Below are 21,603 nucleotides of genomic sequence, written 5' to 3'. Positions count from 1 at the left end.
CAATCTATTTATTTTCTCTTTTTAATTCGTACCAAAAGCAAATGCCGTCCGGTTCTTCAAATTCACCTGTTTTTTCAAATCCCAGCTTTCTTAAAATATGATTGGAAACATCATGTTCAGAATGGGCACATGCATAAATTATCTCAGCATTCAACTCATTAAATCCATAATCCAGAGAAGCTATTCCTGCTTCCACAGCGTATCCCTTACCCCAAGATTCTGGTAAAAAACGATAGCCAAGCTCCAAAACATTCTGATAACCATTGGTCTCTTTGGTCAATAGTTTCAATCCACTCCAACCAATGACCTGCCCACTTTCTTTTTCAACAACAGCAAGCCTTCCCACTCCGTTTTCTTCATATTGCTTTTGGATCAGTTTGATAACATGCTTAGATTCATTGATATCTGTAGATACCGGCACACCAATATATTTCATCACTTCAGGGTTAGAATCCATAAGGAATACCTGCCCAACATCCGCATCTTCAAATTCTCTTAAAATCAGTCTTTTTGTTTCTATTTTCATAGTATCAGTTTTGTTCGCCAGTTCCAAAAATGGTAACATCTGTCTTTATTCCTTTCTTTATATCAGCTTCTTTCATTTTATTTCCTTCAACATTTAAGGTCTGTAAAGCCGGATTTCCGGAAATATCTATTTGCTGAATTTTATTGTGTTCCAGATTTAACCGCCTTAAGTTTTTAAGCTGAGACAGATCAATTGTTTTTAACTGATTTAAAGATAATGTTAATTGATCAATTTTTGGTGTTCCCTTCAGCAAAATAGTGTCCAAAAGGTTATTATCAAGGTATAAAGAAGTAAGATTTTTCAGATTTTCTGCTTTCAATGAGGCAACTTTACAGCCTGTACATGAAAAAAGGTTCAGTTTATCCATATCTTTCAGAACTATGGAAGGGATAATATTATCATCCAACATTACCATTTTCACATTTTTAAAGAAATGCAGATCTTCTGTGGAAGAAATCCCTTTTTGAACCAAAAACAGATTGTTAACTGCTTCTGCTTCAGAGCTGCTTATCATTCCATCTTTATTGAGATCAAAATTTTCTATAACTGCCTTTTCAAAATTTTCATCTTTAAAATCAAGCTTCTGTCCCTGAAGAAAAACAAATCCGAAAATGCCTATAGCAGCGGTAAATATTTTAAATTTCATCATGAAATGTCCATTTAATCCTTACTTTTGTAAACTTAACGTAAAAATAATGAAGATTTTCAGATATATTGCCCTTTCTTCTGTTTTAATGGTGGGATTGAATTCCTGTAAAAAAGAACCTGAAAACCAATGGAAAATAGAGGTAAAAGATACTGCCGAAAAGATTGAAATGACTGATATTTCCAAGGAACTTTATAATCCAAATGTTCCCTTAGATCAATTCAAAGCTAAGTTTCCGTGGTTTCAGGGAACCGTTTCTGATGTAGATTTCTCTAAAAGAAGAGCTGATGCAGAAGAAATTAAGATTTATAAGGAAGCTATTGGAAAAATAGATCAGGCAAAACTACAGAAAGATCTTCAGGATTTATTTTCTCACATCAAACATTATTTCCCGCAGTTTAAAAGTCCGAAGGTATATTTATTTTCATCAGCACTGCAAATGGTTCAGGATCCTATTTTTTATGATGAAAAAGGAAATCTTTTATTCATAGATATTACCGGTTTTATGGGTGATGGCAATGCCCACTACAAAGGACTGGAGCTTTATTTCCAGAAATCAATGAACCCTCAGAATATTGTTCCCAAGGTTTCTCAGCTTTATGCTGAAAATATTGTTACAGAATCTCCGGATCATCAGAAATTCATAGATCAGGTGATTCTGAACGGAAAAGTGATGATTCTTCAGGATGCATTCCTTCCTGATACTCCGGATTATCTGAAAATGAATTACACCCAAAAGCAGTATGAATGGGCTACTTACAATGAAGCCAACATCTGGAATTATTTCGTGGAAAGCAATCTGCTATTTGGAGATGATCCAAGATTGGGAGAACGTTTTATTGCTCCAGGACCATTTTCAAAATTCTATACTGAAATAGATAATGAATCTTCCCCACAAATCGGGATTTTTACAGGATGGCAGATCTGTAAAGCCTATCTCAAGGAAAAGCCTGACACAAAACTTACAGCCTTCCTTAAAATGGATGCCACACAAATTTTTAACGAATCCGGTTACAAACCCCGTGTAACAAAGTAACCGTAATTTCATACCTATAGAAGACTTTTTGTAACTACAGAAAGTCTTTTTTTATTGACACCAATTACACACTATCTATGGAAAACCTAATTAACATACGGGATCTAAGCTATGGATTCACTCAGAATAAGCTCATTCTTAAAAATGTAAGTCTTTCTGTTCCGAAGGGAAGCATTTTTGGATTTCTGGGAGCCAACGGAGCTGGAAAATCTACTACTATGAAAGTCATGTTGGGAAATCTTCCTGACGAAAACAATACTGTTGAGATTTTTAATAAAAACCTTACTTCACTTTATCCTGACGGATTTCAAAAAATTGGAAGTCTCATAGACAGCCCCGCATTTTATGATCATTTATCCGGCTGGGATAATCTGATTATTCTTTCCAAATTAAGAGATCTTCCTGACTCGGAATGTGAAAGGGTTTTGCATCTCGTAGATCTTTGGGAGAACAGAAATGTAAAGATGAAAAGATACTCATTAGGGATGAAGCAAAGATTAGCCATTGCAATGACACTGCTTGGATCACCGGAACTTTTAATTCTTGATGAACCTGTAAACGGTCTCGACCCGAATGGAATGCTGGAAATCCGTGAATTATTGCTAAAGTTAAACAAAGAACAGGAAATCACCATATTTATTTCAAGCCATTTATTACAGGAAGTAGAGAAAATGGTCACTCATTTGGCCATTATCTCCCATGGTTCGATTAAATTTTCCGGAAGTGTTGAAGAGCTCAATACTCATTATCGACATAACCGGGTAAGAATAGGTTTAAATGAACCTTCTGTTTTTATACAACATATTCCGGAGAATTACACGGCACAAATCATCGACAATCATACTATAGAAGTATCTGTTCAGTCTAAAGAAGATATTGCTAAGCTAACTAAAATTCTGGTTCTTAAAGATGCTGAAATTTTTGAGATCAGAAACAGTGCCGGATTGGAAGATTGGTTCATGGAAATCACTAAAAATTAACACCAATGAAAAAATTAATCACATTAGTCAATACCGAATGGCTGAAAATAAAGGGGCTGGGTTTGGTATATCTGGCGTTAATTATGGGACTTTTACTTCCTGTTACAGGTTTTTTATTCCAAATTTACAATCCACGATTCCTTACTTCAGAAGATCTTCCTTATTCTGTTTTTGAAGACACCATCAATGATAATTTTAAAGCATTTTCGATGTTCCTTCTTCTGCTTTATATTGTAATTGCAGCCAACAGAATTGCCCAAACCGATCATAAAAATAATGGCTGGCAGCTGATGGAAACTCAACCTATCAGTAAATTCCAGCTTTATTTTTCAAAATACCTGGTTGTATTGGCTTTAACTTTTCTGTGTATTGCATCTTACATAGGATTCACTATTCTGTTTTCTTTATTAGATTACTATATTCATCCCAGTGAGGTAAAACTGCTTACTTTTGATATAATCTGGATTTTAAAGACCTTCATAAGGCTGTGTGTTGCCGTATTGGGAATTGCAGCGCTTCAATTGTGTGTGTCTGTTGCTTTTCCTGGGTTTATCTGGGCTTTTCTGTTAGGGATTCTGGGGCTTATTGTCAATATATTTTCTTTGGTTCAAAAAATTACACTTCCATTTTGTCCTTATAATTCACTCTATATTCTCTCAAAAGCGCCCAATATTAAAAGTCTGAATCATTTTATTACCTACAGTGAATACTTAAGTATATTCTGGGCCATTGTATTTGTTATCGTTGGTTATTTCTGGTATAAGGGAAAAGGCTTTAAAACAGCTTTTTTGAATACTAAAAAAGAGATCGCTTATTCATCTGTATTTCTTCTTATAACAGCGGGAGCATTTTTTCTTTTACAGAAACCTAAATCTTATACGAGCGAAGGCACTGGAGTATTGGTACAGGGAAAAATTGAAACTGACCTGAAAATAGATTCTGTAAAGATCTTCTCTAAAGATTTTCATAAAAAAATCGGCAGTATACCTCTTAAAAACGGAATCTTCACATGGGAAACCAAACAACAAATTCCATTTGATGAGTATAGTCTCGAATTTGGTACCAAAAGAATTGATTTCATGATGGGAAGTGGTGATCATTTTGACTTTGATATCCGTTGTAATGCTTCCAACATTAAGTATTTTCTTACCTCTAACCGATCTGCAGAACAGGAATATAAAAATCAAGAAGATGGATTCGGATATGAGTTTTCTTACTCTATTGAACAACAAAAATATAATGATGATCCGAAAAAATTCTATGAACTGGCACAAACTGACTGGGAAAAGAATATTGACAGACTTAGCCACTATACAGATAGTGAAAATAATGCATTATCTGATGAATACTTAGCATACAGAAAACAACTATTGGCTATTCAGTATTTGAATGAAATTAGTAATTACAGAAAAATGACCTCTTGGGACGATCCTAAATTTGCCGCTCCAAAAGTATTTTTAAATGAACTGAATGCTAGAATTATAAAACCAACCATTCTGTTAAGCAAAAATGAAGATTATCTACAGTATAAACTGGATCAAATGCTTACGGATAAAGAAAGATTATCCAATCCGGACAGTATTCTTTTTCTAAAATTAAATGCTCTCCCCAGCAATATTGATAAAGATCGTCTACTCACTAAACATCTTGTAAAAAGTATGGAGCTGGAATCTGACAGTATTTTCAGAAATCAGCTTTTTGCCAGAGAGTTTAAGTTGCTCAACCATACTGATTATAAAAAATTAACTGCATCCAAACTTGAACAGCTTAATATTTCTCAAAAAGGAGCACAATTTCCGGATCTAAAATTCCTTGATGCTCAGGGAAAATATCATCTTCTATCAGAATACAGGGGAAAATATGTGGTTATTGATTTATGGGCAACCTGGTGTGGGCCTTGTAAGCAGATTCGTCCGGTATTTGATACAAGAAGCCACCAATACCGTTATTCTGATAATATTCAGTTTATTTCAATCAGTCTGGATGAAAACCAATCCAAATGGCAGAATTATTTAAAAACGAAACCGTCAAAAGTCCCTCAGTTCTGGCTGGCTGATGCTGCTGAGTTTATGAACAAATATAAAATTCAATCCATTCCAAGATTTATTATTATAGATCCTGCAGGTAAAGTTTTCAACCTAAATACTCCATTTCCTGATGAAGATAATTTCGTAGAAATTTTGGATAAGCTGAAGAAGTATTAACTTTGCTGAAAAATTTTAGATTGATATGAGAAAAACTCAGATTACGATAGATGTAGAGCTGGATGAAAACCACGTTCCGGAAAATATTACATGGAATGCTCAGGATGGAGGTGTTGAAAAGGAGGAAACAAAGGCTACTATGATCTCTGTATGGGATGATAAAACAATGGAGGCTTTAAGAATCGATCTTTGGACCAAAGAAATGCCTGTAGATCAGATGAAGATGTTTATCCACCAGATTTTAGTTTCCCTGGGAAATACTTACCAAAGAGCAACCGGAGAAGAGGATGTGGCACAATGGTTGGAAGAAGTTGCGGAAGAGTTTGCTGTAAAATCAGCGATAAAGTAAAAACAATTTGAGAATGAGGTAATTTGAGAATTTGAAAAATAAAAGGACTACTTTTTGTAACACTATAAAAACTAATTTTCAAATTACCCTATTTTAAAATTATCAAATTATATAAATATGAATTTTAATACCAAAGTAATTCACGGAGGGCAGCATCATGAGTCTGCAACGGGATCTGTAAACGTTCCTGTATTTTTAACCTCTACGTTTGCACAGAAAAGCCCTGGAGTACACTCCGGATATGAATATTCAAGAGCTGCCAACCCTACAAGACAGGCGTTAGAAGACTCTTTAGCAAGCATCGAAAACGGAGCGAGAGGTTTGGCTTTCGGTTCTGGTCTTGCTGCCATCGACTGTGTTTTGAAATTATTAAACCCAGGTGATGAAGTAATTGCTGTAGATGACCTTTATGGTGGTACTTACAGAATGTTCACGAGACTTTTTGAAAAATATCAGCTGAAGTTCACGTTTGTGAATTTTGATGATGTTTCTAAAATTGCTGATGTCATTACAGATAAAACAAAACTGATCTGGGTAGAAACACCAACTAACCCATTAATGAAATTAGTAGATATCAAAGCGGTAGTAGACATTGCTAAAGGAAAAGATATCTTAGTAGCTGTAGACAATACTTTCGCAACTCCTTATATTCAAAGACCAATTGATCTGGGAGCTGATATCGTAATGCACTCTGCAACCAAATATTTAGGAGGACACTCTGACGTTATTGCAGGGGCTCTTATTGCTAAAGATGCTGAATTAGGTGACAAACTTCACTTCATTCAGTTTGCAAGTGGTGGTATCTTAGGACCTCACGATTCTTACCTTGTTTTAAGAGGAATCAAAACATTGGCATTAAGAATGCAGAGACATTCTGATAACGGACTTGCTGTAGCAAAATATCTTGAAACTCATCCGGCAGTAGATAAAGTAATTTATCCGGGATTAGAGTCTCACCCTCAATATGAGCTTGCAAAATCTCAGATGAAGGAATCTGGAGGAATGGTTTCATTCACTTTCAAATCAGGAAAGAAAGAAGATGCTATCAAGTTCCTTGAAAAAGTAAGAGTATTCACATTGGCTGAATCTTTAGGAGGTGTGGAATCTTTAGCAAACCACCCTGCTTTAATGACCCATGCTTCTATCCCAGCTGAAAAACGTGCTGAATTGGGCATCACTGATGACCTTGTACGTTTAAGCGTTGGTATTGAAGATGCTGATGATCTTATTGCAGATCTGGAAAAAGCATTTTCCTAACATCTTAAAATAAACAATAATGAGAAGGGCTTATATTTTTATTTTCTTAAGCTTTTTCAGTCAGTGTATATATTCTCAGGTTAAAAATACCGATGATTTGTATCTGACCGCAAAGAAATTGGATAGTTTGATATTCAAAGAAGGGTTTAATAAATGTAATCCTTCTCATTATAATACCATTATCAGTGATGATCTTGAGTTTTATCATGATGTAGGCGGAGTCTCCAAAGGAAAAGAGGCTTTCGTAGCATCTGTTAAAAACAATATCTGCAGTACACCCGGAAAAGTAAAACGCGAGCTTATTCCGAACAGTATGTTGGTATATCCAATGTACAATAACAAAACACTATACGGCTTCATTCAGGAAGGCAACCACGAATTTTTCGAGAACACCAACGGAAAATGGAATAAAACAGGACAGGCAAAATTTACCCATTTATGGATTTTGGAAAATAACCAATGGAAACTGAAGCGTGTTCTGAGCTATAATCACTAGTATACCTATGAAAAATACGAGAAAAGCAGTCATTGCAGATTTACCTCAACTGGCTGAACTGTTCGATCAATACAGAATATTCTATCACAAGTCATCCGACATTCCTGCTGCTTCAGATTTTCTTCAGGAAAGACTTAAAAATAAAGATTCTGAAATTTTTATAGCAGAAGAAAATGGAATCCTGACTGGTTTTGTACAACTATACCCTATCTTTTCATCTACCAGAATGCAGCGTTATTGGCTGCTGAATGATCTGTACGTAAATGCCAATCATAGGGGAAAAGGTTATTCCAAGGAACTTATTGAAGAAGCCAAAGTACTATGCAGAGCTTCAAACGCCTGTGGAATCCTTCTCGAAACAGGAAAAGGCAATGATGTAGGTAACCAACTTTATCCTGCCTGTGGTTTTGAACTCTATGATTCCGTGAATTTTTATGAGTGGAGCAATTCATAAGCAATAAGTAATGGATAATGAGTAATAAATATTATAACCTACTATTTTTCATTCTCAAAAACCCGAAACCCGAATCTCATTAACTCGCCCCCTAACTTATAACCCAAAAACAACATGACAGATTTTCAAAAATACATACAGAGATATTTAGATCAGATTCCATCTTCAGATTGGTTAGCTGAATTAAAAATATCAGAAGAAAAAACTGTAGGAATTTACTCTAATCTTACTGAAGAGCAATCAAAATTCGCTTACGCTGAAGGAAAATGGACCTTAAAAGAATTACTTCTCCACTTATCTGATACAGAAAGAGTTTTCCAATACAGAATCCTCGCTTTTGCAAGAGGTGATAAAAACAACCTTCCCGGATTTGATGAAAATGAATATGCAGAAAAGTCTTTTGCTAGTGAAAGATCATTGGAATCTTTATTGGAAGAATATAAATTGGTAAGAAAATCCTCTCAGATTTTAATTGAAACGATGAATCCGGCCGCTTTACAAAACATCGGAACAGCTAATGGTCATGAAATTTCAGTAGAGACTATAGCAAAATTGATTATTGGACACAATTACCACCATCTTAATATTATTGAGGAGAGGTATTTATCGAAATTGGGATGGATGTGATGAAATAATAAGTTTTGGTTAAAACCAATGGAATAAATTATTTATTGTTAAACGGGCTAAAGCCCGTTTCTATTGAATTTGATAAAATACCGTAAAAATTATTTTGGACAATATGATTCGATGCTTATTTTTCCGTTCATAGATAATAAGAAATTTATAATTTACATATATAAAAAACATCAATAGGGACGGGCTTTAGCCCGTCTTTTAATTTCAAATCAAATCCATTGGCTTTAGCCAAAGCTTAATTTAAAAACATTATTTTTGATAAAAACAACACAAATGTCATTTATCAAAATTTACGTTCATCTAGTTTTCTCAACAAGAAACAGAACGCCCTATCTCAATACATTCGATCTAAGAATAAAAGTGTGGAAACACATCAAAGAATACGCTTCAGAAAAAGGAATATTTTTGGACATGATTAATGGATATTCAGATCATTGTCATTGTTTAATTTCTTTAGGATCCAATCAGAATATAGAAAAAGTTGTACAATTACTAAAGGGAGAATCATCTTATTGGATCAATAAACAGCAACTCACCAAAGATAAATTTTCATGGCAGGACGAATACTTTGCTGTTTCTGTATCCGAACACAAATTAGATACGGTGAGAAATTATATCAAAAATCAGGAAAAAAATCACCAGAAAAAGAGCTTTGCAGAGGAATATCAGGAATTTATTGAAAAATATAATTTTAAAATGTAAGTAAGTTTTGGCTAAAGCCAGATAGAGGTTGTATTTATTTTTGAATGGGCTAAAGCCCATTCCTATTGAATTTGATCAAATGCCGAAAAATTATTTACACACATAAAACATCAATAGGGACGGGCTTTAGCCCGTCTTTTAAAATTCATATCCAATCTATTGGCTTTAGCCAAAACTTAAAAAACGATCAAAATACAATCCTTTTTATCCTCATTTTTTTGTTCAAAGTTCATATATTCTCTACCTTTATCCATTGTTTTGAATGTACATAAAATATGGAACCTATTATTGAAATACTAAAATCCGGCGGAACCATTCTTTACCCTACAGATACCATTTGGGGAATTGGTTGTGATGCTACCAATATAGAAGCTGTCAATAAGATTTTTGATATCAAAAAACGCGAAAAAAACAAGTCCATGATTATTCTGGTAGAGTCTGAAAAAAGGCTTCAGGATTTGGTGGATGTTCCGGAAATGGCCTGGGAAATTATTGACTTAAGTGAAAAACCGGTAACGATTGTTTATGAAAACCCAAGAGGATTACCTAAAGAACTTCTTGCAGAAGATGGCAGCATCGGAATCAGATTGGTAAAGAATGACTTCTGTAAAAAACTTATTACTAAACTAAATAAACCTTTAGTATCTACATCTGCTAATTTCAGTGGTGATAAAAGTCCGTTGAAATTTTCGGATATTTCTCCGGAAATCATCAGTCTTGTAGATTATGCTGTGGAAGAAGACAGAGATAAAGTATCAAAATACTCAGGATCTTCCGTTATTAAAATATGGAGTGATAACAGGATAAAAGTTCTTAGAGAATAAAATCCGGTATCAATCTGTTCATTTTTTAGAGTCTTGTCTGTGTATATCGGCAGGATTTCTTTTTTTTAATTCTATCTTTGCAAAATCCAACTCGTAAAGTATATGCTATGAATCATCAAGAATTCGCTCAAATATGGGTAAATGTCTGGAACTCTCATGATTTAGAGAATATCCTCTCCCACTATTCTGATGATATTGAAATTACCACTCCCATGATTGCTATGGCCACCGGAGGAAAAGAAAGTTCTTTAAAAGGAAAAGAAGCTGTTCGTGAATACTGGAGAAAGGCGCTGGAGAAGTTTCCGGATCTTCATTTTGATCTGATTCATTCCACAGCAGGAGTAGGTTCTGTAGCATTATTTTATAAGTCTATCATGGATAAACACGCTGTAGAAGTGATGTTTTTCAATGAAGAAGGAAAAATAAGTAGAATGTACGCTCATTATGATTAATGATCGGCATTGGTAGAAATTGACGCTATTATAAACGATGAAAATTAATCTTACTCAAAATAAGAATTTAAAACTTTTTAAAATAATTTCTGAAGCCGCAGAAAGGAATAACCAGTCTGTATACATTGTTGGTGGATATGTTCGTGATCTTCTGATGAAGAGAAAAGCTTCTACAGATATTGATTTTGTTACGGAACAGAGCGGTATTGAACTTGCTCAGAATGTAGCTCAGGATATTGATCCAAAATTAAAGGTTTCTGTTTTTAAAACCTATGGAACAGCCATGATTAAATATAAAGATCTTGAGCTGGAATTTGTAGGCGCCAGAAAAGAAAGCTATACAGAAAACAGCCGAAAACCTGAAGTAGAAGGCGGAACCCTGGAAGACGATCAGAAAAGAAGAGATTTCACCATCAATGCGATGGCTATCTCTCTGAATAAAGATAATTTTGGAGAACTGATTGACCCTTTTAATGGAATTAGCGATCTTGAAAAAGAAATTTTAAGAACACCATTGGAACCGGCTCAAACTTATTCTGATGATCCGTTGAGGATGATGAGAGCTGTACGTTTTGCGTCCACTCTAAGTTTTACCATTGAAGAGAATTCTTTGGAAGCTATTAAGCAGGAAGCAGAAAGAATCAAGATTGTTTCTATGGAAAGAATCATGGTGGAATTCAACAAAATCATGCTCTCTGAAAAACCATCCGTGGGGTTAAAATTAATGGAACAGACAGGACTTTTAAAGCTTGTTATTCCTGAATTAATTGAACTGAAAGGTGTAGAAGAAGTGGAAGGACAAACCCACAAAGATAATTTCTACCACACTCTTGAGGTTGTAGATAATATCTCTCTGAATACCGACAATCTTTGGCTCCGTTGGGCTGCATTGCTTCACGATATAGGAAAAGCACCTACTAAAAAATTTGTGGAAGGCACAGGGTGGACATTCCATGGACATGAATTCCTAGGTTCCAAAATGACAAAAACTCTTTTCCAGAGATTGAAACTGCCTTTAGGAAGCGATATGAAATATGTTCAGAAGATGGTAAAACTTTCTTCCAGACCTATTGCTCTGATTACGGATGATGCTTCAGATTCTGCTCTAAGAAGGCTTCTATTTGATGCCGGAGAAGATCTTGAAGATCTGTTTACCCTCTGCAAGGCAGATATCACTACTAAAAACTCTAAAAAGCAGGAGAAATTCAAGAAAAACTTTGAATATGTAGCAGTGAAGATCAAAGAGGTAGAAGAAAAAGATCAGGTAAGAAACTTCCAGCCCCCTATTACAGGAGAAGAGATTATGGAGATGTTTAAACTTCAGCCGGGCCGTGAAATTGGTATTTTAAAAGAAAAGGTAAAAGAAGCTATCCTTGAAGGCGAAATTGCCAATGAAAAGGAAGAAGCAACCCAGTTTGTTATTGCCGAAGCCGAAAAACTTGGATTAAAAATGAGCTGATTTTTACTCAATAGAAAATGTAAAGCTGGATATTTTATCCAGCTTTTTTTATGCTTCAATGAAGTATATACCAAAGCCGGGCGGGTTCTAAGAACCCGCCCGGAAAAAACACAAATGATGAAAAAATAAAAAATTATTTTATATACGCCGAAGCGTAATTTTTAGTTTTTATAGAAACCGTTTGTTCCAACACCTGCAGTAAAGGTCTTCAATAGAGTCCCATCCAATGCACTGTAGACATTCACCTTACTGTCTTCCGTAAAGCTTGCATCTGATGCAAAAATTCTACCGTCAATTACATCAAAACCATATACATTACCTGTTGCCTTAACAAGAGGAACTTTAGAAACGAAAGAAGAACCAACAGTCATACTATAAATATTGTTGGAACCTGTGATAAAATAAAAGTTATTCTTATCAGCTCTCAGTTTCTGAGCATCAGCAATTCCTGCAAGGGTTGTTGTTGTATAGTTTCCTGCTGCTGAGTTGATTTTATAAATATATGAATCTGTTGTATCAGAAACTAACACATAAGCAATTCCATTATAAGCAATAAGGTCTCTAATAATTCCTTTAGCAGGCAATGTAATCGTGGTAGGGTTAATCATTGTAGCAGGATTTACAACCGTGATTGTATAACCTGTTGCATATGAGTTATAAGGTGGAGTAGTTTCATACCCAATACCATCTGTCTGTACAATGATATTACCTTCTGCTGCCACTACTTTTTCAGCATAACGTGGAAATCCCATGCTACCGAAATAAACGTTATCTGCAACATTGTAAGCATTAAGTTTCTGCTTACCTGCAAAATTATTATTTGTTACAAAATATTTATTCCCTGAGAATGCAATATATCTCGGACCATCAAGACTCTCTGTTACTGTAGCCTGCTTTTTAAATGTGTATCGGTTTACAATATCAATTTTATTAGGAACATTGGCAACAAGATATGCTTTATCTCCACTGAAACCTACACTCTGAAGTACCTTCCCGAAAACTTCTCCTCCGTTATTACCAGAATAGATATTTGTATACACCGTACCCAGGTTATTACTGATAAAAGTAAGATCGGAAGTAGGTTTTGTAAACCCTCCTTCATTAGAAACAATAATTCCGTTTTCATAAAGACCAGATTGAGGTTTCTCAATAGCCTCTATATAATCACTATCACTGCTACAAGAAACATTGAAAAGCATCATTGAAGCAAATGCAAGAGGTAAAATTCTTTTGATATTCATAATGTATTAAATTTTATTTTTTAAAAGTTGATATTTAAGTTTACACTGTAATTTCTTCCCGGTAGCGGATAAGCAAACATGGTATAATAAGTCTGATTGAAAATATTATTGACTTTAAAGCCTAGTGTATAATTCTTTAAAATCGTGGCTCCAACTCCGGCATTCATAACGAAATATTCTTTCAGGGCCTCACTTTTCTTTTCGTTGGAATCGGTATAAGTAAGTCCGGTAAACAATCCCTGAACATATACCTTTATAAATTCATATCTATAATCAAGATTTCCGGTAAATTTATGGTAAGGAACATACATCAGCTGTTTTTTCTTTTCCAGGTCCTGAGAATTTGTGTAAGTATATCCTAAACCTACATTCAGGAAATGTTTTCCAAAGCGTTTAGTAAATTCTGCCTGAGTTTCCACTCCATAAGATCTTACGTGATCCGTATTTACAGGACTATGGTAACCAAAGGAAGTAGGAAGCCATCTTATCATATCTTTGATATCTAAATAATAAGGAACCAGAGAAAGTTTAAAATCACCTGCTTTAAACTGATTTCTCAGTTCAAACTGATAAGAAGTTTCCGGCTTTAAATCTTCATTTCCACCCGGTTTCCAATATAAATCATTGAAAGAAGGAGCTCTGAAATTCCTTGAAATACTCAGTCCTAGATTATACCAGCTTACAGCATTCCATTTTCCTGAAAAAGAAAATAAAAGAGGAGATTTGGTTATCCCCACAAAATCCTGTCTTACTCCGGCTTCAAGGCGTAAATCTGATGTAGGAAGATACCTTACCAATCCAGCTACAGAACCCATATTCCGGTTTACCTTATCTATTCCTGATCCATAACCTTCTCCTTTATTCAGTTGGTATTCTCCAATGATATTGAAGTTCCACTTTGAATTGAGAAAATAATTGAAATCATTCTTCAGAATATAATTTTTTCCTGTTCCACTACTGAATTTAGGTCTGTCTATATCATTAAAATATTCGAAATTTTCTTCCGTATAAGCGGCTTTAAAGGAATTATTAAACTTTGTTGTATTCCAGTCCCAGGAAATCAGGCTTCTGATGTTTTGAGTCTGGTATTTCGTTTTTGTTTCGCTTTCAAAAAGAATGGGAAAATGCTGTTGTCCGTTAAACCACTCGGAAATCCATGAAATCTGATGATGGGGAGCCAGTTTATAAGCTGCTGCAATATTAAAATTTGTATTGTAGTACTCTCCGTTACGGTTAATATAATTCTGAGGTTTTTTATTTACCTCGTAAGCATTCTCACTGATAGAATAATTTCCGGAAGCTTTAAAGCTGAATTTATTGTTGCTGTAAGAACCTTTAACGAAATTATTATAGGTATTAAAAGATCCTGCCTCTGAAAAGAAAGTCCCGTGAAATCCTTGATTAAAATGAAGGCTATTATCCATATGAATAGTACCTCCAATAGCTCCGGAACCATAAGTAACACTTCCCCCACCGGCTTTTATTCCGATCTGATCATATCCGAACAGGGAAATATTATTCACGTCTCCCTGACCCAGAAAATTGGAATTAATATTAATCCCGTTCCAGACAAAAGATGTCTGTTGAGCTGTAGTTCCTCTGAAGGAAGGTGAAGAAGTTGCCCCACGTCCGTTTTCTTTGATATAAATAGCAGACTGATATCTTAATAATTCGGAAAGGTTACTTGAATTTTTCTGAACATCCTCTGTATTAATTACTTTTACAGGATGAAACTGTTTCACCTTGTTCATCTGGCTGTCGAAAATATAGATAGTATCAACCATCTTCTCCTGCCCGAAAAGAAAACTGCCATAAGATGACAAAAACAGTGCTAGAAATCTTTTTATATTCATATCATTCTACTTTTCCTCCGAAAGCAACATGTTTTTTTGATTATGATTCTGGCAGGTCTCCTGACTTTCGCTTTCTGTGCCTTCCCGTTGTATACAGTGGCTGTGTACAGAAATTTTTATAGCGATTTACAGTTGCGGGGACAGTTTGGGAGTTTCACCCAATTCCCTTTTCATTCCAATATACTGGAAACCAAAATTTTTGCAAAGATAGCTTTTTAAATGTATTAGACAAAAAGTGAATGACATGGCTGATAATAAAGAAAATAGGAGTTGGAAAGTATCAAAGTGTCCATCAACAAAAACAGCTATAATAATCCCCTTTACAATGCTATCTTTTATAGTATTTACACTTTAATAAAAATTTCCGACACTCCTATTCCAATGATGTACAAAAAACAGCTGCTTTCAATATTGAAAACAGCCATTCATGGTATAACTATTATTAAAATTTGCTTTTTTTATTTTTTAATGAATTTATAGCTCTGCTGTTTACCTCCTTTCTCTGAAAGCTCTATTATATAATTTCCTTTTGGCAAAGACGATACATCAATCTGATTTTCAATAGCTGTGAATGACTTTACTTTTTGCCCTACCATATTATAAACTTCTGCCTTTTCAGGATTACCCATTCCTTTAATGTATAAATTATCTGCTACCGGATTAGGATAAATACCTATTGTATTTTTATCTTTTATACGATCGTTTACGGATAAGAATCCTGTAAGTTCGAGATAAAATGCTACCATTGATTGGAAGCATTCATTCCCATACCTGCTATTTTTTTTCCATCCTGAGATATAGCCAAAGGAAGCCCCATCGTCACTCCATTAGTATTAATGCCTAAACTTGCTGCATAATCATTAAGGTTAATTCGTCCACTAGCTTCAGTCCAGATAAACCCTTCTCCGGACATCGGTGGTGCTCCAAACGCCCGATAATATCCTATAACTGTTGATCCATCTCCAGAGACTCCGGTTGCTCCACCTTTAAAAGAAAATGAAGCATTAGGATGGGTTATATAAGTTACCCCTGTTCCTGCCTTCCAAACATAAGGATTGGGATTTGCCGCACCTATTATCGTATTCCCGTCTGTAGAAACGGCTCCTGCTTCCCCTACATTGTTCCCATTGCTGTCTGTAATGAAACTTTCCACACCATCTACCCACTTGGCACCACTTCTGGTTCCCGTGGCCTCATCCTGCCACCCTACTACAACAGTTCCGTCTCCGCTTATGGCATTTGCTCTCGAGCTTCTTCCACTTACCATACTTCCCAGATCCACCACTCCATTTGTTTCATCCCATTTCACCGCATGAGCGTTTGATGCGGTAAGCCAGCCCAATCCTACAATTGTATTTCCACTGGGAGACATTCCCCATGTAGAACTTACACTTCCGTCCCAACCGGTAGGAACAAGACCTCCTTTGTTTACCCAGGTTGACGAAATTACATTATAAGTTGAAATCTCATTAAAACCTGTTACAGCATTGGTTAATGATGATGCAATTGTATTTCCATCGTTAGATACAACTGTTCTCCCTGCCGCCGGATATCCATTTGAGATGGATCCTATCTGTACAATTCCGGTAGCAGCTGTCCACATATAGATTCCTCCGCCACTGGTATGCATACTTACTACTCCTTTATCAGAAACGGCACCTACATTATAATTTCCGAGTCCCATTACTGTAAGCTGAGCTTCCGCCACACTAAAATTAAAAAAGAAACAGGCAGCAAGTAATTTGATTGACATTTTGTAAAAATTTCTCATATATGATTATATTTAATTTTCAAAACCAACAGAAACAATATTAATATTATATTTAACCACACAAAAGAAATAGGCTTTCACAATTCGTGAATTTCAAAAGAATAAAAAACTTAAAAACATAATAATCAAACACTTAAATAAACCCAAATTTGAAGACGGTTTCCAGGCAGATTGCTAAGAAAAACATGAAAAATAAATTGTTATTCAGAAAGATGATTAAAAACAGTGGAAGAATTTTCCTGCTGACCTTCACATTATGCTTCCTTTTTATCAATGGACAGTCTGGTCCTGACTTTAGTCTTATTGCTGATAAGGCATTTCAGAAACTGTATCAAAATCCTGACGACTGTATCATCTATACTCAGGGAATTCTGGTAAGCAACCAGGATATAGAGGATAAAATTATACTTCAAAATATTATTTCACAGGCTTTTGCCATGAAGGGAGATTATATGCAGTCTGTCAATAGCTTTTCTCAGAAAGAAAATCCGGATCTGGATCAAGATCTGTCTTATTTTATGCGGGTTTTGGAGATTATAATCTTGCAGACCAATATCAGAATCTGGGATTGTATAATCAGTCGAAGAAAATTATAGCTCAGCTTTTATCAGATCAAAAGCTTCTGAAAAGCAGTGATCCCAAATTAAGAATCACCACAGCCAAACTTTATCAGCTACAGGCTTTGAATCTGGGAATCAACAGAGATTATCCTAATGCCTTAAAAAACCTTGATAGAAGTGATCTGTATCTCAATAATGATAATGAAGAAAATAAAATCATTACAACAGAAAATAAGATCTTCCGTTCTTCCTATTTAATGAAGCAAAATAGGCTGACTGAATATAAAAAACTTATAGAGAATGTAATTTCTGATCTTGAAAAACAGAAAAACCAACCATTTTTACTCAGTTTAGCTTATGAAAACCTATCCCGGTACTATTTTTTACAAGAGGATTATACAACTTCTGCTCAAAAACTGGAATTGGGGTTGTCTTTGATTGAAGATCTTCCTTTTAATAATATAAAGATTAAGATTTATGAATCGCTATCCCGGACTTATTTTGCACTTCATGATGATATCAAATACCATCAATACAACAAATATTATAATGATTTAAGATCCAAAACAGATTCCAGTACGAAAGAAGGTATACGATATATTGTAAAACTGGTTGAAACTAATCAAAATAAAACCCTTGAATTTGAAAAGCAGAATTATTTAAAATCTTTCTGGACTTCCACTTTTATTTTATCTGTGATCATCATTGGACTATTGATTTATTTCCTGATTATTAAAAACAAAAATAAAGATCTCAAAAAGCAATTTGACTTCTTTGAAAGACAGAATAATCAACAAAAACAAAACATTCCTCCAGTTAATGACTTGATAAGAAATACTTCTGAAACAGAAAGAAGTTCCAATAAAATCTCCAAAGAGAAAGAAGAAGAGATCCTTCAAAAACTCGAAGAATTTGAACAATCTAACAGATACCTGAACAAAAACATGTCATTATCTATGCTTTCTGCTCAGATGGAGATCAACACCAAATACCTTTCAGAAGTCATTAATAACAGGGAGAAAAACTTCAATGGATATATTAACAGATTAAGAATTAACCACATCGCCCACTTATTAAAAACAGACCCTACTTTTCTTAATTATAAGGTAAGTTATCTTGCAGAATACTCGGGGTTTTCTTCGCACAGTTCTTTTACCACCGTTTTTAAATCCGTTACCGGAATGTCTCCTAATGCTTATATTCAGGAAATCAGTAAAAGTAAAGTATCATGAAATTAAGATTAAAAATTTTCTTATTAATCCTTCTGTCCTTTATGTTTATTAATGGGCAAAACACTTCGTATACTTCCCTATTCAAAAAAGCCAAACTGGAAATTTATGATAACCCTGACAAAGCCATTGATATAGGAAAACAACTGTTGAAAAAAGATAATGATCTCAAAACATCTATTGAAATCTATATGCTTCTTTCAACGGCCAATGTTGCCAAAAGGAATTTTGAAGAATCTTTGATGTATATTTTAAAAGCGAAAGAACTCTCACAAAAAACCAATGATATCAAAAGCCAGGTAAGTGTACTTGTCTCTGTTGCTATACAATATCAGCAAATGGAACTCTTCAGCAAAAGTCTTGAAACCCTGAATGAGGCAGATCCATATCTGGCAAAGCTGACGGACGGAACAACTGAAAAATATATTGAAACTGCTACCATCTACGCCATAAGAGGAATGATTTATAAAAGCCAGTCCAACTCTGAAATTGCTCTGGAAAAGTTTCTGATCTCCATAAAAAACTTTGAAAAAGTCCCTGTAAAGAAAACAACCTACTCTAATATGAGCGTTGTATATTACAATATTGGTTATTGTTATCTTAACCTAAATCTAATTGATAAGGCCCAACAGGCATTTTTACAATCCATAGACTGTGCCCAGCGAAATAATGCAAAAAGTCTGGAAGCATTTGCCTTAAAAGGAATGTCTGAGGTTTATAAACAAAAACATGAAAACAAAACCGCTATCAGCCTTTTGGTAAAAGCTGAAAACCTCAGTAAAAACACAGGCGATATTATCCTGAATGAAGGAATTTATAATGAAATGGCCAACAATTATCTCGCTATGGGACAGCAGGATTTATATCAGCTCTACAATAAAAAGTATTTTGAAATGCGGTTTAAGAGAAAGCAAAATGAATTATCCTCTATTAACAAGGTTATAGATAATCACAATAAAGAAACCTCTGTAAAAAGCCGGAAACTGAAATCCCAATATTATTATATGAATATTCTGTCCTTTGTCATCGCTGGAATTTTAATCCCTTTTTTAGTTTACTTCATTTTAAAAATTAGAAAAAAGAATAAAAAATTTCAAAAGGAAATCCAACAGATCATAAGAACTTCATGATGGGTATAAAACAAAAAAACATTCCGAAATGGAATGTTTTTTTATCTATGTTATTCAGCTTATTTACCCATAACTTCCGTGATTGGATTCCCAACACTTCCACTTGGAAACTGGATTTTCAGTAATGAAGAAACAGTTGGTGCAATATCAGTCATATGATAAGGCTTATTGCTTTCTCCCTGCTGAACACCCCAGCCCATAAAAATCAATGGAATGTGTGAATCATAAGAGTTCCATACACTGTGTGTAGTTCCTGTTTTAGAATATGGCGGAAGCATAGAATCGTGAGAGATCAATTGGATATCACCACTTCTCTGTCTGTTAATCCCGTTGATAATTCTTTGTTTAATTGGCTCCGGAATGCTTGATTCAGCCACTCTGTCTACAGAAACGGCATATAAAACAGTAGGATCTTTTTCAAGTTCTTTAACCGCGAAGTTTCTTACATCATCCAGTTCAAGTTTACTGTCTGCCAATACTTTTCTGTCGAAATAAATCTGGTAGTTATCTATCGCGTTGATTAATTTATCCGCTCCGAATTTATCTTTCAGCTTTTGATTAAGATTCTTTTCAGCCCCTTCTCCAAAGAAACCTGTTGGGATTTTATGTTCTTTCAGGAATCCTACAGAGTGTGCTCCACCGTGATCTGCAGAAAGGAAAACCGTATACTGTCCTTTTCCAACTTTTGAATCCAGGTAGTTGAAGAATTGTGCTAAATCCTGATCTAATCTGATATAAACATCTTCCACTTCAATAGAATTCGGACCAAATTTATGTCCTGCATAATCCGTAGAAGCAAGGTTGATAGCTAAAAAATCTGTTATGTTATCACCACCTAATTTCTCTCCGTCTACAGAAGCTTCAGCCAACTTTAATGTCAGCGTATTTCCGAAAGGTGTATAACGGATGTTATCTTTTTTAGTCTGATAATCTTTTGCAAGATCATTGTATGGGAATGTAGGTGTTTTAGCACTTCCTAATAGCCCTTCCCAAGGAGAATTGTCCGGTGCACTCTCTGTGTACTGATTAATCGGAAGCAAAGTATTCCAACCGTTAGCTACCAGTTTCTCCGGTAAATTCTGAGAGTTGAATGATTTTACCCACTGAGGAAGATCATTCATATACCATGTACTTGTGATAAAGTTCCCTGTACTGTCATCAAACCAGAAAGCTCCGTTCGGTGTATGACCAGCAGGAAGAATAGAAGCTCTGTCTTTTAAAGAAACTCCGATTACTTTTCCCTGGAAATTAGTTGCCAGTCTCAACTCGTCTGTTACTGTTGTAGACCAAAGATTTTTCGGAGAGTGGCTTCCAGTTTTAGTATTGGTTGTTCCTACCGGTTGAACGCTGTCATCCGCTGTACAATATACTCCTTTACCAGTTTCCTTATCTGTCCAGTCATTTCCTGCAATTCCGTGAATAGCTGGTACCGATCCTGTATAGATACAAGTATGTCCTAAAGCTGTAATAGTAGGAACATAAGGAATATGTACGTTATTTAAAGAATATCCTGTATTCAAAAGTCTTTTGAAACCGTCATTTCCATATTTGTTGTAAAAACGGTATAAATAATCCCAACGCATCTGGTCTACTACCAGACCTACGACCAATTTAGGTCTATCTAATTGAGAATTTTTGTTCTTCTGCGCATTGATTGTAACTACGGACAAGAAAGTAGCTGCCGCAATTGAAATGTTCCTAAGCATCCAAGTAAAATTTTATTGATCACAAATTTAGGGGTTTTGAATGTTTTAGAACATGAAATTTTATTTAAATTTGATCTTTATTCAATTTTCAA

Annotated in this window: 22 protein-coding genes and 1 riboswitch; of the genes, 15 read left to right on the top strand and 7 right to left on the bottom strand. The window is 34.9% G+C overall.

The features are described from left to right. Positions 1-4: 4 nt before the first annotated feature. A complete protein-coding gene (locus BOQ64_RS11055; protein WP_129055241.1) occupies positions 5-526 on the bottom strand; it encodes a GNAT family N-acetyltransferase in 522 nt (173 codons plus the stop codon). Between the two features lie 4 nt (positions 527-530). Beyond that, on the bottom strand, positions 531-1,175 hold the full coding sequence (locus BOQ64_RS11050) for a leucine-rich repeat domain-containing protein (RefSeq protein ID WP_129055239.1): 645 nt from the start codon (positions 1,173-1,175) through the stop codon (positions 531-533). A gap of 46 nt (positions 1,176-1,221) precedes the next feature. On the opposite strand from BOQ64_RS11050, the gene BOQ64_RS11045 reads away from it, so the two are divergent. The 12 genes from BOQ64_RS11045 to BOQ64_RS10990 all read left to right on the top strand — a co-directional run bounded on the left by BOQ64_RS11045 (position 1,222) and on the right by BOQ64_RS10990 (position 12,021). Next, positions 1,222-2,208, top strand: coding sequence for a gliding motility protein GldB (locus BOQ64_RS11045; RefSeq protein WP_185147073.1), 987 nt, complete (start codon positions 1,222-1,224; stop codon positions 2,206-2,208). Positions 2,209-2,285: 77 nt separating this feature from the next. Continuing rightward, positions 2,286-3,188 carry an ABC transporter ATP-binding protein gene (locus BOQ64_RS11040; protein ID WP_129055235.1) on the top strand — a complete coding sequence of 301 codons (903 nt, stop codon included), beginning with the start codon at positions 2,286-2,288 and terminating at the stop codon, positions 3,186-3,188. A gap of 5 nt (positions 3,189-3,193) precedes the next feature. Next, complete coding sequence (locus BOQ64_RS11035; protein ID WP_129055233.1) at positions 3,194-5,392, top strand: thioredoxin-like domain-containing protein; 2,199 nt, start codon at positions 3,194-3,196, stop codon at positions 5,390-5,392. 25 nt (positions 5,393-5,417) lie between these two features. Continuing rightward, positions 5,418-5,741, top strand: a complete 324-nt coding sequence (gene gldC / locus BOQ64_RS11030) for a gliding motility protein GldC (protein WP_045499959.1) — start codon at positions 5,418-5,420, stop codon at positions 5,739-5,741. Positions 5,742-5,858: 117 nt separating this feature from the next. Then, positions 5,859-6,998, top strand: a complete 1,140-nt coding sequence (locus BOQ64_RS11025; RefSeq protein WP_129055231.1) for a cystathionine gamma-synthase — start codon at positions 5,859-5,861, stop codon at positions 6,996-6,998. 19 nt (positions 6,999-7,017) lie between these two features. After that, positions 7,018-7,494 (top strand): DUF4440 domain-containing protein, encoded by a 477-nt coding sequence (locus BOQ64_RS11020; RefSeq protein WP_129055230.1) that lies wholly within the window; start codon positions 7,018-7,020, stop codon positions 7,492-7,494. Positions 7,495-7,501: 7 nt separating this feature from the next. Then, positions 7,502-7,948: a GNAT family N-acetyltransferase gene (locus BOQ64_RS11015; RefSeq protein WP_129055228.1), complete on the top strand. Its 447-nt coding sequence runs from the start codon at positions 7,502-7,504 to the stop codon at positions 7,946-7,948. 114 nt (positions 7,949-8,062) lie between these two features. Continuing rightward, a complete protein-coding gene (locus tag BOQ64_RS11010; RefSeq protein WP_129055226.1) occupies positions 8,063-8,575 on the top strand; it encodes a DinB family protein in 513 nt (170 codons plus the stop codon). A 282-nt stretch (positions 8,576-8,857) separates the two neighbouring features. Next, complete coding sequence (gene tnpA / locus BOQ64_RS11005) at positions 8,858-9,286, top strand: IS200/IS605 family transposase (RefSeq protein ID WP_129055224.1); 429 nt, start codon at positions 8,858-8,860, stop codon at positions 9,284-9,286. Positions 9,287-9,561: 275 nt separating this feature from the next. Then, positions 9,562-10,110 (top strand): L-threonylcarbamoyladenylate synthase, encoded by a 549-nt coding sequence (locus BOQ64_RS11000; protein WP_129055222.1) that lies wholly within the window; start codon positions 9,562-9,564, stop codon positions 10,108-10,110. 107 nt (positions 10,111-10,217) lie between these two features. Next, positions 10,218-10,562: a nuclear transport factor 2 family protein gene (locus BOQ64_RS10995; RefSeq protein WP_129055217.1), complete on the top strand. Its 345-nt coding sequence runs from the start codon at positions 10,218-10,220 to the stop codon at positions 10,560-10,562. A 37-nt stretch (positions 10,563-10,599) separates the two neighbouring features. Continuing rightward, positions 10,600-12,021: a CCA tRNA nucleotidyltransferase gene (locus BOQ64_RS10990; RefSeq protein WP_129055215.1), complete on the top strand. Its 1,422-nt coding sequence runs from the start codon at positions 10,600-10,602 to the stop codon at positions 12,019-12,021. A 161-nt stretch (positions 12,022-12,182) separates the two neighbouring features. On the opposite strand, the gene BOQ64_RS10985 is transcribed toward BOQ64_RS10990, so the two are convergent. From BOQ64_RS10985 to BOQ64_RS10975, 4 genes are all read right to left on the bottom strand, one after another. Then, positions 12,183-13,262: a hypothetical protein gene (locus BOQ64_RS10985; protein WP_129055213.1), complete on the bottom strand. Its 1,080-nt coding sequence runs from the start codon at positions 13,260-13,262 to the stop codon at positions 12,183-12,185. Between the two features lie 20 nt (positions 13,263-13,282). After that, entirely contained in the window at positions 13,283-15,115 is a 1,833-nt protein-coding gene (locus tag BOQ64_RS10980) for a TonB-dependent receptor plug domain-containing protein (protein WP_129055211.1), read from the bottom strand. 32 nt (positions 15,116-15,147) lie between these two features. Next, a riboswitch (cobalamin riboswitch) is annotated at positions 15,148-15,325 on the bottom strand. Positions 15,326-15,573: 248 nt separating this feature from the next. Continuing rightward, positions 15,574-15,861, bottom strand: coding sequence for a T9SS type A sorting domain-containing protein (locus BOQ64_RS23860; protein ID WP_228448324.1), 288 nt, complete (start codon positions 15,859-15,861; stop codon positions 15,574-15,576). Continuing rightward, positions 15,855-16,868 (bottom strand): secretion protein, encoded by a 1,014-nt coding sequence (locus BOQ64_RS10975; RefSeq protein WP_228448323.1) that lies wholly within the window; start codon positions 16,866-16,868, stop codon positions 15,855-15,857. The genes BOQ64_RS23860 and BOQ64_RS10975 overlap by 7 nt, the downstream gene beginning before the upstream one ends. Before the next feature lie 203 nt (positions 16,869-17,071). On the opposite strand from BOQ64_RS10975, the gene BOQ64_RS23855 reads away from it, so the two are divergent. The 3 genes from BOQ64_RS23855 to BOQ64_RS10965 are packed head-to-tail and all read left to right on the top strand — an operon-like array spanning position 17,072 to position 19,805. Next, positions 17,072-17,482, top strand: a complete 411-nt coding sequence (locus BOQ64_RS23855) for a hypothetical protein (RefSeq protein WP_228448322.1) — start codon at positions 17,072-17,074, stop codon at positions 17,480-17,482. Then, positions 17,455-18,678, top strand: a complete 1,224-nt coding sequence (locus BOQ64_RS10970; protein WP_228448321.1) for a helix-turn-helix domain-containing protein — start codon at positions 17,455-17,457, stop codon at positions 18,676-18,678. The genes BOQ64_RS23855 and BOQ64_RS10970 overlap by 28 nt, the downstream gene beginning before the upstream one ends. Then, positions 18,675-19,805, top strand: coding sequence for a tetratricopeptide repeat protein (locus BOQ64_RS10965; RefSeq protein WP_129055206.1), 1,131 nt, complete (start codon positions 18,675-18,677; stop codon positions 19,803-19,805). Before BOQ64_RS10970 ends, BOQ64_RS10965 begins: the two co-directional genes overlap by 4 nt. Positions 19,806-19,864: 59 nt before the next feature. On the opposite strand, the gene pafA is transcribed toward BOQ64_RS10965, so the two are convergent. Next, positions 19,865-21,511: an alkaline phosphatase PafA gene (pafA, locus tag BOQ64_RS10960; RefSeq protein WP_129055204.1), complete on the bottom strand. Its 1,647-nt coding sequence runs from the start codon at positions 21,509-21,511 to the stop codon at positions 19,865-19,867. Positions 21,512-21,603: the final 92 nt, after the last annotated feature.

Source organism: Chryseobacterium sp. CH25, from assembly GCF_004119455.1.
In the GTDB taxonomy this organism is placed as follows: Bacteria; Bacteroidota; Bacteroidia; order Flavobacteriales; family Weeksellaceae; genus Chryseobacterium.
This window is presented reverse-complemented; position numbering and strand designations above follow the sequence as displayed.

Coding starts and splice junctions, on each gene's coding strand:
- BOQ64_RS11010 (WP_129055226.1), top strand. CDS start 8,063: ATGACAGATTTTCAAAAATACATACAGAGATATTTAGATCAGATTCCA.
- BOQ64_RS23860 (WP_228448324.1), bottom strand. CDS start 15,861: ATGGTAGCATTTTATCTCGAACTTACAGGATTCTTATCCGTAAACGAT.
- pafA (WP_129055204.1), bottom strand. CDS start 21,511: ATGCTTAGGAACATTTCAATTGCGGCAGCTACTTTCTTGTCCGTAGTT.
- BOQ64_RS11025 (WP_129055231.1), top strand. CDS start 5,859: ATGAATTTTAATACCAAAGTAATTCACGGAGGGCAGCATCATGAGTCT.
- BOQ64_RS10990 (WP_129055215.1), top strand. CDS start 10,600: ATGAAAATTAATCTTACTCAAAATAAGAATTTAAAACTTTTTAAAATA.
- BOQ64_RS11055 (WP_129055241.1), bottom strand. CDS start 526: ATGAAAATAGAAACAAAAAGACTGATTTTAAGAGAATTTGAAGATGCG.
- BOQ64_RS23855 (WP_228448322.1), top strand. CDS start 17,072: ATGAAAAATAAATTGTTATTCAGAAAGATGATTAAAAACAGTGGAAGA.
- BOQ64_RS11050 (WP_129055239.1), bottom strand. CDS start 1,175: ATGATGAAATTTAAAATATTTACCGCTGCTATAGGCATTTTCGGATTT.
- BOQ64_RS10995 (WP_129055217.1), top strand. CDS start 10,218: ATGAATCATCAAGAATTCGCTCAAATATGGGTAAATGTCTGGAACTCT.
- BOQ64_RS11040 (WP_129055235.1), top strand. CDS start 2,286: ATGGAAAACCTAATTAACATACGGGATCTAAGCTATGGATTCACTCAG.
- tnpA (WP_129055224.1), top strand. CDS start 8,858: ATGTCATTTATCAAAATTTACGTTCATCTAGTTTTCTCAACAAGAAAC.
- gldC (WP_045499959.1), top strand. CDS start 5,418: ATGAGAAAAACTCAGATTACGATAGATGTAGAGCTGGATGAAAACCAC.
- BOQ64_RS11045 (WP_185147073.1), top strand. CDS start 1,222: ATGAAGATTTTCAGATATATTGCCCTTTCTTCTGTTTTAATGGTGGGA.
- BOQ64_RS10980 (WP_129055211.1), bottom strand. CDS start 15,115: ATGAATATAAAAAGATTTCTAGCACTGTTTTTGTCATCTTATGGCAGT.
- BOQ64_RS11000 (WP_129055222.1), top strand. CDS start 9,562: ATGGAACCTATTATTGAAATACTAAAATCCGGCGGAACCATTCTTTAC.
- BOQ64_RS10975 (WP_228448323.1), bottom strand. CDS start 16,868: ATGTCAATCAAATTACTTGCTGCCTGTTTCTTTTTTAATTTTAGTGTG.
- BOQ64_RS10985 (WP_129055213.1), bottom strand. CDS start 13,262: ATGAATATCAAAAGAATTTTACCTCTTGCATTTGCTTCAATGATGCTT.
- BOQ64_RS11015 (WP_129055228.1), top strand. CDS start 7,502: ATGAAAAATACGAGAAAAGCAGTCATTGCAGATTTACCTCAACTGGCT.
- BOQ64_RS11020 (WP_129055230.1), top strand. CDS start 7,018: ATGAGAAGGGCTTATATTTTTATTTTCTTAAGCTTTTTCAGTCAGTGT.
- BOQ64_RS11035 (WP_129055233.1), top strand. CDS start 3,194: ATGAAAAAATTAATCACATTAGTCAATACCGAATGGCTGAAAATAAAG.
- BOQ64_RS10965 (WP_129055206.1), top strand. CDS start 18,675: ATGAAATTAAGATTAAAAATTTTCTTATTAATCCTTCTGTCCTTTATG.